The 12726-nt window shown below is 37.0% G+C and carries 11 protein-coding genes and 1 riboswitch; of the genes, 5 read left to right on the top strand and 6 right to left on the bottom strand.

Features of this window, described 5'->3' with window-relative positions:
• Window positions 1-25: 25 nt before the first annotated feature.
• Window positions 26-1312 carry an ATP-binding protein gene (locus AC625_RS02755; RefSeq protein ID WP_049679892.1) on the bottom strand — a complete coding sequence of 429 codons (1287 nt, stop codon included), beginning with the start codon at window positions 1310-1312 and terminating at the stop codon, window positions 26-28.
• A 603-nt stretch (window positions 1313-1915) separates the two neighbouring features.
• On the opposite strand from AC625_RS02755, the gene AC625_RS02750 reads away from it, so the two are divergent.
• Together AC625_RS02750 and AC625_RS02745 are read left to right on the top strand one after the other, a co-directional pair.
• Entirely contained in the window at window positions 1916-2374 is a 459-nt protein-coding gene (locus tag AC625_RS02750) for a VOC family protein (protein ID WP_049679891.1), read from the top strand.
• 123 nt (window positions 2375-2497) lie between these two features.
• A complete protein-coding gene (locus AC625_RS02745; protein WP_049679890.1) occupies window positions 2498-3721 on the top strand; it encodes a YbfB/YjiJ family MFS transporter in 1224 nt (407 codons plus the stop codon).
• Between the two features lie 219 nt (window positions 3722-3940).
• Here AC625_RS02745 and AC625_RS02740 read toward each other — a convergent pair.
• From AC625_RS02740 to AC625_RS02720, 4 genes are all read right to left on the bottom strand, one after another.
• Window positions 3941-5103 (bottom strand): IS3 family transposase gene (locus tag AC625_RS02740; RefSeq protein WP_156187393.1). Its coding sequence is split into 2 segments (ribosomal slippage): window positions 3941-4824 and window positions 4824-5103, totalling 1164 coding nucleotides; the frame shifts between segments, so codons are not numbered across the junction.
• A gap of 144 nt (window positions 5104-5247) precedes the next feature.
• Complete coding sequence (locus AC625_RS02730) at window positions 5248-6321, bottom strand: LLM class flavin-dependent oxidoreductase (protein WP_049679887.1); 1074 nt, start codon at window positions 6319-6321, stop codon at window positions 5248-5250.
• Between the two features lie 21 nt (window positions 6322-6342).
• The gene (locus AC625_RS02725; protein WP_049679886.1) at window positions 6343-7188 is read right to left on the bottom strand and encodes a VOC family protein; all 846 of its coding nucleotides are present in this window, start codon (window positions 7186-7188) and stop codon (window positions 6343-6345) included.
• A gap of 4 nt (window positions 7189-7192) precedes the next feature.
• Window positions 7193-7597 (bottom strand): DoxX family protein, encoded by a 405-nt coding sequence (locus tag AC625_RS02720; protein ID WP_049679885.1) that lies wholly within the window; start codon window positions 7595-7597, stop codon window positions 7193-7195.
• Between the two features lie 136 nt (window positions 7598-7733).
• On the opposite strand from AC625_RS02720, the gene AC625_RS02715 reads away from it, so the two are divergent.
• The 3 genes from AC625_RS02715 (at window position 7734) to AC625_RS02705 (ending at window position 10923) form a co-directional block, all read left to right on the top strand.
• Window positions 7734-8060 carry a winged helix-turn-helix transcriptional regulator gene (locus AC625_RS02715; RefSeq protein ID WP_049679884.1) on the top strand — a complete coding sequence of 109 codons (327 nt, stop codon included), beginning with the start codon at window positions 7734-7736 and terminating at the stop codon, window positions 8058-8060.
• Window positions 8061-8644: 584 nt separating this feature from the next.
• The gene (locus AC625_RS02710; protein WP_049679883.1) at window positions 8645-9610 is read left to right on the top strand and encodes a bile acid:sodium symporter family protein; all 966 of its coding nucleotides are present in this window, start codon (window positions 8645-8647) and stop codon (window positions 9608-9610) included.
• Between the two features lie 164 nt (window positions 9611-9774).
• A complete protein-coding gene (locus tag AC625_RS02705; RefSeq protein ID WP_049679882.1) occupies window positions 9775-10923 on the top strand; it encodes a cation:proton antiporter in 1149 nt (382 codons plus the stop codon).
• 528 nt (window positions 10924-11451) lie between these two features.
• On the opposite strand, the gene AC625_RS02700 is transcribed toward AC625_RS02705, so the two are convergent.
• Window positions 11452-12333, bottom strand: coding sequence for a 5'-methylthioadenosine/S-adenosylhomocysteine nucleosidase (locus tag AC625_RS02700; RefSeq protein WP_049679881.1), 882 nt, complete (start codon window positions 12331-12333; stop codon window positions 11452-11454).
• A 181-nt stretch (window positions 12334-12514) separates the two neighbouring features.
• Window positions 12515-12618: riboswitch (purine riboswitch) on the bottom strand.
• Window positions 12619-12726: the final 108 nt, after the last annotated feature.

Below are 12726 nucleotides of genomic sequence, written 5' to 3'. Positions count from 1 at the left end.
CTCTCCTTTAATGTCTAAGCTATTTTTATAGTATCATTTGTTCCTCGTCATTTGCTAATGGAATCCTAACGGTTACGACAGTTCCTTCGCCTTTTTTACTTTCAAAACTCATTTCACCATTGTGGCGGTGAATGATTTTGTACGAAATAGAGAGGCCAAGACCTGTTCCTTTTTCTTTTGTTGAATAAAACGGCTGGGCAATGTATTTCAATCTTTCCTCATCAATACCCTTTCCATTATCCGATACAATGATGATTGCATCTGTTTCCGTTTCTCGGACTTCAACTTTTATTTTCCCATCCTTACCTACAGCTTCAATACTGTTCTTAATCAAGTTAATAAAAACCTGTTTCAATTGTACATCATCTGCAATAACTAGGATTGGCTGATCTGTAGGTTCAATCATTTCCAATTCAAGATTGTCTAGATTTGCCTGGGCTTTCATTAACCACACAACTTTCGTTACACATTCACGAACATCATGCAGCCGTAGTGAAATAGCTTGTTTTTTCCCAAGTATTAATAACTCACTTGAAATAATATTAATATGTTCGATCTCTTCTTCCATAATCTTGAGGTAGTGAGGGTCAACTTGCTTCTCCGTACGCATCAATTGTACAAATCCTTTTAGTGAAGTTAAAGGATTGCGTATTTCATGGGCAACTGCTGCTGCCAAATGACCAATCACCGTCATTTTTTCAGAAGCAATGAGCATCTCTTCATCATTCCGCTGTGACGTAATATCTCTTGCAAGTGCATATACACCTACAATCTCTTCGTTGACAATGATGGGAAAGAAGGAGCATCTTAGAATTTTCTTATGACCACCCAAATGAATAATTGCTTCAAAGTAGGACTTTACTCCCTCTAAAGTTAACCAATAATACTCTCGAACCTTTTCAACATTTTCTATAGAAATAGCCGAGGTCGGGCACTTTCCTCTAACTTCTTCTTCAGTAACTCCAAGGATTGTTTCACCCTCTGGATTGATCGAATTTATATTTCCTTCTAAATCCAACTCAATGACAGCATCTGGATTATGTTTAAAAAGTGAACGGTATTGAACATCCTTTCGTTTCAGCTTATTTTCTGAATGCAGTAATTTCTTTCCCCAATAATTGAGCGTTACATATAAAACAGACCCAGTCAAAAAAATATATACCCAGCCTGTTACTCGTTGAAAGATTGCATAGGAATGAAAATTATCTTTTGCCAATAGCATGGATATCGAATCCGTACCAGTAATCCAAACAACACCAATAAGGACATATATCAACGAAATCATCAGAGCAAATTTTTGAACTTGATTCATTTTATACCCCTTTTTACATGTCATACGTGTATGATTTCCCTTTTTAGAATTCCCATAATTATTAAGAACAAACAAAAAGGCCCTCAAGTTGTTAAACACGAGGGCTTTACGATTTATAAGTGTACCATAAATAACCATACTTTTCTAGATAAAGCAGTTCAATAGCACGTTATTTTTATATGCAAATCGATAAAATATGTATTACTAATCCATTTACGTCTCTCACTATGACGTAGTATGCGCTCAGCAATTATCTTACCGGAATGTTAACTCTACGATCAAAATAATATTGTAATTTCATTTAAAAAAGGAAAAAAATAGTATATAATTGAATAATTCTACTTATTCTAATTATTCAATTAATTATAATAGAAAATTCATATGAATTTGATCATAGCACTTTCACACGCAAACCTCTACCATTATCATCAGAGCATAATGATGAAGCCATCGCTAAAAACAAGTGGTATATGGAAAATCATTAGTACGAGCTATGATAATCGTAGGGAACCTTAATGGTTCTCTTTTTTTAGAAATAATTCCAAATAGCAGCGCTGCTTTATCAACAATCTTTAAATATAAGATAAAAAAGGAGTCAAAACGATGATCAAAGGCCTTTATGAAGCACATCTACCTGTAAGTAATCTTTTGAACTCAATAAAATTTTATAAAAAGCTAGATTTAGAACTTGCATATCAACATGAAAAATTAGCTTTCTTCTGGATTGAGAAGGGGCATAGCTGGTTAGGTTTGTGGGAAACAGATAAAGTTGACACGCCATATCACCCCTCTTTAAGACATATTGCATGGCATGTTGATATAAAAGATATCAGGAATGCAAAAGAGTGGCTTGAATCAAAAGGGATACAAATAACACCTGCTTTTGGATTCCCTCCAGAGAAACAACCACTCGTTTTATTAAATAAACTTAACGCTCACGCTGCCATTTATTTTCAAGACCCGGATGGCAATTCCCTTGAATTAATTGCTCCTTTAAGATTGGGTGTTGGGGAAGACTCTACAATGATGTCATTAGAAGATTGGGACGAGAAAAATAACTGAATGCTCTTTAAATTAGAGATACTATTTCAGAACTTAGGTAATAAATAATCATAAACAGTGAATGAAGGTTGGATATGAGTCTGGTAAAAGAATAGAATCCTGTAAAATATTGGGGTGTTGATGATGAGTCAAGAGCAAAGTATTTGGAAGTATGCCTTCGCGAGCGCTATGGTGACAATTAGTACTCTTGGCTTTGGTAGGATGTCTTATGGGATTCTAATGCCCTTTATGAAGGAAAGTTTATCGCTTACTTATGAACAGGCAGGTATGTTGGGCACATCAACTTCGATCGGGTATTTGGGGATGGTTCTCTTTGCTGGCATTTTCGCTGCGAAATGGGGCTCGAAACGGCTAGTAATCCTAGGTACATTACTTGTTACTTGTGGTTTGCTGTACATGCCTTGGGTCCAGAGTTACTTTCTCTGCTTAATAGGTATGGTACTTCTCGGTGTCGGTACAGCTTTTGCGTATACCCCATTGGTTAATATTGTTGTCGGTTGGTTTCCACGGCAAAGAGGTATGATGATCGGATTTCTCTTAAGTGGATTAGGGTTGGGAACATTGATTTCAAGCACGCTCATATCATTCTTTACAACTTGGTTTTCCAGCAATGGCTGGCGATACCTCTGGCTTTTATATGGGCTGCTTTCTTTATTATCTACCCTTGTCGCTCAGATAGTTCTTCGAGATCCACCAATAGCTTTACATAAAACTGTGCAAAAAGATGCTTCCCTACTTCGCGAGGTGTACTTACATAAAAGAGTCTTGTTAGTAGCAATCATCTATGGACTAATTGGATTTGCTTATTTACTTCCACAGAACTTCCTTTTTAGTTTTATTTTAGAAGCTCATATTGATCGCTATTCGGCTGGTCAAATTGTAGCTTTGGGTGGTTTTATGTCCATTTTTAGTGGGCCATTATGGGGAATTATTTCGGATAAGATCGGGCGGAAGAAGTCCTTGCTGATTACTCTTTTCCTTGGGACTATTGCGATGCTCCCTCCTATTATATTCCCAAAACTTATCGGGTTTGTAATCAGCCAGTTTCTCTGGGGGATTACGGTTGTCGGGATGCTTTCTCTCATCCTAGCTATCTCGACAGAACAAATTCATCAATCTTATGCGCCAATTGCATTGGGATATGTAACTGTTTATTTTGCTGCAGGACAATTAGTTGGACCGGGGCTTGGAGGCTGGATGATTGACCATCTTGGAGGAATCCCTTCGTCATTATTGCTTTGTTGCGGACTTCTGCTTACGGCTTTCATATTATCCACGCAATTACACAAAGAAGTAGTGGGAGAACAGTTGATTCTCCAAAAGGCGGATAAATCTATGGAAGGCTAAAGCGAAACTCCCATAAAATATTGAGGCAAGTATGCTCGTAAAACCCATCAGATTTAAACGCCTATATACTTGGATATTCTCCAAGTATATTGTGTAAGTCAAGAATTCTTCTCATACTAACTGTGCAAAAAGGCTTTTCATGACTATTTATATCAATGAAAAAAGGCACCAACATCTGATGAACTGACCTATTAATATAAGACATCGAAAAAGCACCAATTATGCTGCCTGTTCCCTAAACTCAATAGGGGATAGGTAGTTTAATTTTGCCTGAAGTCGTGTTTGATTATAATGATTAATGAAATTTTCCACTCTTTCTATTACAATAGAATTTGTTAAAAACTCTCTTCCCTGAGAGTAGAATTCTTCCGACTTTATGGTGGAGTGGAAGGATTCAATGACGGCATTATCTAAGCAATTGCCTTTCCGGGACATGCTTGTGGTAATGCCTTTTTCTTTTGCTATTCTCTGAAAAGAGCGGGCCGTGTATTGAGCTCCCTGATCGCTATGAAGAATTATGCCATTCGTTTCACGACCTTCTGTAGCGTCTTTTAATGTATCTATTACTAAAGATACTTCTTGGCTAGTACTAATTCGGTAAGCAATTATCTCATTGTTAAAGAGATCCATGATTGTGCTAAGATACAACATAGATTGTCCGAATGGAAGGTAGGTAATATCTGTCACCCATTTTACATTGGGTCTAGACGCTTTAAAATTTCGATTCAAATGATTAGGGACTACTACCTTCATTTCTCCAGCTATGTGATTCTTTCGTTTAGGCTTCACCCGGCATTGTAGATTATATTTTTGCATAATACGTTGTACGGTATTTCGATTAGCCTTCCTCTTATATTCACGTAACAACCAAGCTCTGACTGTCCGATGTCCAATCAGGAATTTATAACGTGTACAAATTTCAGTGATCTGTATTTCAAGTTCAGTTTTACCTTTGGGACCGTTACTTTTCCACCTATAGTAAATCGGTCTAGATACACCTATGCATTTACAAAGAAAGGTAATAGGATAACTATCTTTTAATTTTTCAATTAAAGTTACTACAACTTCTGGAACCAACTCCTCTCGATTCCTTGGTACTTTTTTAAGATTTCTAATTGTATCTTTAGACGTTCATTTTCTCTTTTTAATTGTTCAATATCTGATAATTCTTCAGGACCCTTTCCATAACAGTATTGCTTACCAATCCCTTGTGCTAAACGATATTGTTGGCCTTCACGATACCACCGCATCCATCTTTTGACCTGAGTAACATTTGTTATTCCGAATTTGTCCATAATTTCACGGTTTGAATAATCACCACTTAATTTCATTTCAATAACAGCCATTTTAACTTCTTCTGAATAATTATTTTTCTTTCCCATAAGGAAAACACCTCCTGAGTTACGTATTATTTAAATACGATTCAGGGGGTGCTTTTTCCTCTGTCTTATTTAACTAGGTCTCTCCACTGATATGCTGGTTCCCTTTACTCCATGATTTGCATTAAAATGACTGTTTCAAAATGCTCACTTGCTTAATTCGCGTCGGATAACCGGGGCTACTTCCGTTGCTAATCGTTCAATATTCTTGGCAACTTTAGCAAACGGGATCCCACCGATATCCATTTGGGCGATAAATCGTTGATGCCCGAATAACTCATGCTGATAGAGGATTTTTTCAATAATTTGTTGTGAGCTACCAACAAATAATGCCGTGTCTGGACTTGACATTTGTTCAAAATCAGCGCGGGACATACGTGTACTCATCCCTCGTTGACTATTAACATACTCCCAGTAATTTGAATAATAAGGATAGTACTCGTCCTTGGCTTGTTCCGTTGTTTCAGCAATAAATGTGTGCCCGGTAACGCCTACCTTTAAGTCATTCAAATTATGACCTGCTTCGATGCCCTCTTTGCGGTAGATATCAACGAGTGGTTTGAAACGATTTGGATCGCCACCGAGAATGGCCAGAGCCATTCCAACTCCAAACCTACCTGCTCTCTCTGCACTCTCAGGAGATCCACCAACACCAACCCAAAGTGGTAATTGCTTTTGAACAGGTCGTGGTGCAATCTCAGCATTCTGAAGCGCTGAACGGAATCGGCCATTCCATGAGATTTTCTCTTGTTCATTCAGTTTTAAAAATAAATCAATATTCTCTTCAAATAGATCATCATACTCGTTGACATCATAGCCAAAAAGCGGAAAAGATTCCACAAACGCTCCACGCCCCGCGATAACTTCAGCACGTCCATTTGATAGCAAATCCAACGTCGAAAAGTCTTCAAATAAGCGAACAGGATCGACCGTGCTTAATACAGTAGTCGCACTGGTCAATTTAATCTGTTTCGTTACTTGCGCAATCGCAGCAAGAACGACCGGAGTAGCTGAAACCGCATAGTCTAAACGATGATGTTCACCTAAACCAAAAATGTCTAGTCCTGCTTCATCAGCTAGTTTTGCTGCATCTACTATTTCTGTCAAACGCTGTTGGGCGCTAATTACTTTACCAGTATGAGGATCTGGAACGATATCACCAAGCGTATAGATCCCTATTTCAAAACTAGAGTGATTTAATACATTATCTTCTTTTATCATACGTTCCTCCAAAAAAAAGCTTTAAATAACTAAATGAATTTCATTTCCTGATGGATCAGCAGTCACATACATATCATTTTCTTGTTTCACTACAGCACCAATTTGTTGTAACTGTTCAATCACTTTATTTCGCGCTTCTTCATCTGCGTAAATAAGCGTATACCAATTAAGCCCAACACTGTTTTTCTTAGGAGTTGGGACACCAACACCATTCCATGTATTTAATCCGATATGATGATGGTATCCACCTGTCGAAGTAAAGAGAGCCCCTCCAAATCGATTCACCACTGTAAATCCGAGCCCTTTCATATAAAACTCATCTGTTTTTTGAAGATTCGCGACGTGTAAATGAATATGTCCCATCAGCGTATCAGCCGGCAATCCACTCCACTCGGCATGACTTTCGGCAAGTAAACTTTCCCCATCTAATGGTTCTGTTGCCATGGCCACTTCTCCATTCGTCCAAGTCCATTCAGAAGATGGGCGATCCCAGTATACTTCAATGCCATTCCCGTCCGGATCAGAAATGTATAACGCTTCACTTACATAATGATCAGACGCTCCAAACTGATATCCAGTCTGAAGCAAGTGGCGTAAGAAGACCGATAAATCAGCACGAGTTGGCAACAAAAGGGCAAAGTGATACAAGCCCGATGTTCGTCCTTCTTTTGGAATCACATCTGCTGGTTGCTCAAGCGTAAGCAACGGTGTTTTACCATCTGTTGTTAAAACCGCTTTACGTTCCGTTTGTTCCAATACTTGAAAACCGATAATTTCCTGATAGAACTTAATTGCATTTTCCAATTCCATTACATTGATACTAACTTCTCCAACAAATGTAATTGGTTTTTGATGAAATTTCTCCATTTTATTATTTCCCTTCTTTATTGAAAACTTTATTGTCTAATGAGAAAAGAGAGCGATTTGCAAATGCAAGAAAAATAGCCATAGCAAGCAATGCTAATTCCAGTTCATACCCCGCCATTTGACCATTACCGAGAAATCCGAGAGGTAACTTTACTGTAAATATGGCTCCTAGCATAATAATAGCAAACAACACAGAAACAATTCGTGTTCCAATACCTAGTATCAACGCAACCCCACCAATTAACTCTATACCGGCAACGACATAAGCCACAAACCCAGGAATGCCAATACTGTCGAAAAAGCCAGCCGTGTTACTGATTCCGCCTTGGAATTTAGAAAACCCGTGAATGAAAAAAGTAAGTCCTAAAATAATACGTAATATAACTGCGCCTGCTTCATTTTTAATCATGTTTTTATTCTCCTTTAGTTACTTTATGTAAGCTATTATATTTTCATAACATATTATTGTCAAGTAACTTTGTATATTTAAATTATATGATATTAAATTGTAATATGATATATTGTAATTAAAGGAGTGAAAGAGCATGAATCAATCCATTATTTGTCCGCGATTTGAAAAAGCTGTCTCCCTTTTAAGTCAACGCTGGACAACTTTGCTTATTTATCAATTATTGTCCGGTCCACAACGATTCGGCACCATCCAATCTTCTATAGCAATTAGCGGCAGAGTTTTATCAGAACGCTTAAAAGACCTTGAACAGCAGGGAGTTGTGAAGCGTGATGTCATACCAGAAACACCCGTTAGAATTGAGTACTCATTAACGGAAAAAGGTTTCTCATTAGAACCCATTTTGAAAGAAATTGAAAATTGGTCTCAGACGTGGGTGAAAAAAGAGGAATTAGATGACTAAAATTACATCTATGATCTTATGCAAAATGATACTCTTAACAACTTGAATTCTTCCGCCTTTAGCAGGAAGTGAAAGGCTTCAATAACGGCATTATCACGTAATTCCTCTTTTTTTGGGGACATGCTGATGGTAATGCTTTTTTCCTCTGTGGAAAAAGGGAGGGGCTTCGTAAATTCAGCTCCGCACTGCCACCTTCATAAGATGATACAGTTTATAGAATCTGAACCTTTATCATCGTCAGGTTTTAGAGCAGACGCTCATGGATGTTTCTTTAATTACATGTTATAACGACATTTTCAGTTCTGAATGTACGGTATTATAGAAGTAAGACAATACAAACTTTTACCTACTAAAGTAAGTTGATCTTTCACTTTTGATATCAGAAGAAGTGACACAAACACAAATGCTGAGATATGCTATATTAAATATAAACATTTTGTAACTACTTGAGTCTGTCGTCTATTTTCAAGATTTTTATCATCATTTCAAAATATAATAAAGAAGTTGTTTATTTTTCACAATACTACACGTAGGCTTAAATAGTTGCATCATTTCATAGTTTATTTTTCAGGGAGCGCGAGAAGATGCTGCAAAAATTAAATGCTTTTTTAGAAAGTAAAATGCCGTTTATTACACCAATAAGTGTGTTGCTTGGTGTGACGTTTGCAAGCTATGTCGATAGCTTTTCGTTTTTAGTTCCATGGTTGTTTGCATTTATGACGTTTTCCGGTAGTTTGGGGTCAAATATTAAGTCATTTAAAGAAGTGATGATCCATCCTCTACCGATCATTATTACGATGTGTATTTTACATGTGATCATGCCGCTTTGGGCTTTGGGTGTAGGTCATGTTGTCTTTCACGGGGATGTTTATACGATAACCGGATTAGTTCTTGGCATGATTATTCCGACCGGCATTACAAGTGTTCTGTGGGTATCCATCTATCGAGGGAACATTCCGCTTACACTTGCAGTGATTTTAATTGATACATTTTTATCGCCATTCATCGTTCCATATACGATGTCGCTTATGGTTGGCGAACAAGTAGAAATGGATATTCTCGGCATGATGGGCGGTTTACTATGGATGGTCGTTCTTCCTTCATTGGCTGGGATGTTGCTTAATCAAGTAACAAACGGAAAGGTAAAAACCGTATTAGGTCCACGCCTTTCGCCGATTTCAAAAATCTTTTTAGGAATCGTTGTGTTGTTAAATAGTTCGGTTATCGCTCCATATTTACGTCATATCGACACAAAATTGGTCTTCATCGCAATTGTCGTCTTTCTTATTGCTTTTTCTGGCTACTTGTTTTCTTTTCTTATCGGCAGGCTGTTAAAGATGGATAGAGAAGATGTCGTGTCGCTTACGTTTTTAGGCGGTATGCGCAACATTAGTACCGGTGCCGTTATCGCCATTTCCTATTTTCCCGCTCAAGTTGCCGTTCCTGTTGTCATCGGCATGCTTTTTCAGCAAGTACTTGCATCCAGTTTTGGTCGCTTTGTCAATCAATATTATAAAAAAAGAATCAAAGTAAAGACAAAAAGTGCCTAATTTCACAATTTAAAAGAAAATATTGAAATTCCAACACTTCTAATGATATGATGGTACTAATAAAATAAAGATTTGTACTTGGAGGAGCCTGTCACCAAGGGATTAGTATGTCCTTTGGTAACAGGCTCTTTTTGTATTTTTCAGACAAAAAAGGGGGGATGAAGATGTTAATACTTCAATTAGCGATTATTTTAGTTGCAGCCAAGATTGCCGGACATATAAGTGTAAGATTAGGGCAACCTTCCGTGTTAGGTAAACTCCTAATAGGTATTGTACTAGGTCCATCTGTATTAGGGCTAGTTACTGAGACTGAAACATTAGCAGCATTTAGTCAAATCGGTGTGATCTTGTTAATGTTTATAGCAGGTTTAGAAACCGATCTTGACGAATTTAAACGAACTGGAAAAGCGTCTACTTTTGTAGGTTTTGGTGGAATCATTGTTCCGCTTGCTGTAGGGTATTTTGCAGGAATGATGATGGATCTTACTTCTTTTCAATCATTGTTTCTAGGTCTATTGCTTTCTGCTACTAGTGTGAGTATCTCTGTTCAAGCACTAAAAGAGATGAAGCAATTAAAAACTCCTGAAGGAACTGCCATTTTAGGTGCAGCCGTGATTGATGATGTGGTCGTCATTATCGCTTTGGCTTTCTTAATGAGTTTTGCTGGTGGCGAAGTCAATCTATCAATCGTTATTTTAAAGAAAGTATTATTTTTTGCAGGTGCCATTCTTGTTGCTTGGAAAGTAGTTCCATGGTTCTTGGAAAAATTCGCTTCCTTAAAAGTGACGGAAACGGTTATTTCTGCCGCTCTAATTATTTGTTTTGTTTATGCCTACCTAGCAGAATATACAGGGGTAGCAGCGATAATTGGAGCCTATATAGCTGGTGTGGCTATTAGTGTAACGGGCTTTAAACATGAAGTTTTTGAAAAGGTTGAAACCATTGGTTATTCGATTTTTGTTCCCGTATTCTTTGCCTCAATCGGAATTACCGCACAATTTTCTGGGATTATGAATCATTTAGGTCTGATTGTTGTATTAAGTATAGTAGCTATTCTAACAAAATTAGTTGGTGCAGCTATCGGTGCTAAATTATCAGGATTTGGTTGGAATAGCTCGCTCGGGATTGGAGCTGCGATGGTGTCTCGTGGTGAGGTCGCTTTAATCTTAGCTGCAATCGGTCTAGAATCCAAACTACTTAACGAAGATTTATTCGCCGTTCTCGTTGTAGTCATTCTTGTAACAACCATCGTTACACCACCGATGATGAAGTGGTTTTTTACATCAAATAAGCAAACGAAATCTGCTACTTAACTAAAGTTTAACGACGATTATTCACATAATCAGCTACGACTTTCCCACTACAATTAACAGCTAAAAAGAATTTTGAGAATCTGGGCTGAGCTGCTAATATGTGACATCGAAGAAGCTCTAATAAGGCCGCCAGTTCCCTAAACTTAATTGGGGACAGGCCGTTTAATTTCGCATGAAGTCGTGTTTAATGCTATTACTTGATGTACTTGTCCAATTCTTTCTATTTAAATTGGTTTTGTAAGTAACACCTGAATAGGAATAATAAAGTCATTAAAATTCACTTATAAAAACGTAAAGGAGACACTACTTAAATTGTAGTATCTCCTTTTAAAGTTCTTTAAAAAGATTAAGTTCAGCTTTACTTCTGAAATTAAAACAGATAATAAAGTTGTTTAATTCCTTGTGGAACTAAAGCCTTCGAAAATGGAGGCACTTTTTTTACCTACAGGCAGTCGAACCCGAGATAAGAGATGGGAATCAATTATTTTTTAGTTGAAAATGGAATTGGTGCTAATCTGTTTTTCTATATTATTTGCTTGACAACGTAGTTATATATTTTTTAACTACTTCATAAACATATTCTTGATTTGCTGATGCTGTATCTGGGTTGTATTTACCATCATTGGTTTTATTATTAGACAATACTCTAATACCCAAGAATGCTACATCATAAGCTTGGGCCATTTGCGCTGCTGCGGCACCTTCCATTTCTTCTACAGATGTACCATACTTAGTATGGAACCATTTAATTCGATCAACTTCATTATTCCAAACGTCTGCTGAACCTATAATACCCTCGACAACCTTACCCTTAGTGTATTTATCTTTTACTGCATTAGCAGCTGCGAGTAAATCCTTGTCTCCCTCGTAGTACCGGATTTTTTCAGCATTAGGATCTTCTCCTGCACTTCCTTCAGAAGCCATTAAATCCACAGGTATCCATTTAGTTGGATCAATTCCTTGGTTTTCATTCATGTTTTCAGTTTTTAATGCACCTATGTTTGTAACTCTTTTTCCTAAAACAATATCAAATACGTTTAAATTCGGATCATGTCCACCAGATGTTCCTTGATTGATTATTGCTATAGGATTATATCTTTCAACGGCCACTGCTGTAGCAGCTGCTGTATTTTCCATTCCTTTACCTGTTTTAGCAACGATGACAGGATAATTGTCCAGTGTTCCTTTGTAAAATACAAAATTTCCTGATTTTTCCTCTTTAACATTTTCTAGCCTTTTTGCAAAATTTTCAGCTTCTATTGGCATTGGACCTTGAATGATAATAGGCTGTTGAGTATTTTTTTGTCCAGCTTCATTTTGTGGAGCTGAATTACATGCTGCTAGTATTGATAATAACAGTACAGTAATCGTTACTAATAAAGCGTATTTTGGTAACCTTTTGTTTTTCATAAATAATTTCTCCTTTTTCTCTTGTTGTATTTGTTACATTGGAAGATTTGGTCCAAAGAAAAAGGTCTAGAAAATGTAGAATGATTTCTACCTTCTAGCCCTACAAAGTCAAAGTATAGATAATTTAGCAAAAAATAATGTTTTTGCTAAATCATAAAATGGCAGCGGCCAAAAAGCCGAACAGCCGAATACTTTAACTCGTAGTCCAGTTCTTTCATTGGGAACCAGGTAGAAACGCTCAGACCATATTACCGAGTATATACGAGTAATGATATTTAAGATTATTGCTTTTTAAATATAGCAAATTTATAATAGATTTTCAACGAAAACATGAATATTTTTCTAAAAAAACAACTTAACGTTCGTCTTTTGTGGGGAATAGAGAAAAAAGGG

This window comes from Peribacillus loiseleuriae (genome assembly GCF_001183985.1).
In the GTDB taxonomy this organism is placed as follows: domain Bacteria; phylum Bacillota; class Bacilli; order Bacillales; family DSM-1321; genus Peribacillus; species Peribacillus loiseleuriae.
The sequence above is the reverse complement of the archived record's forward strand: the minus strand, read 5'-3'. Positions and strand labels throughout refer to the sequence as shown.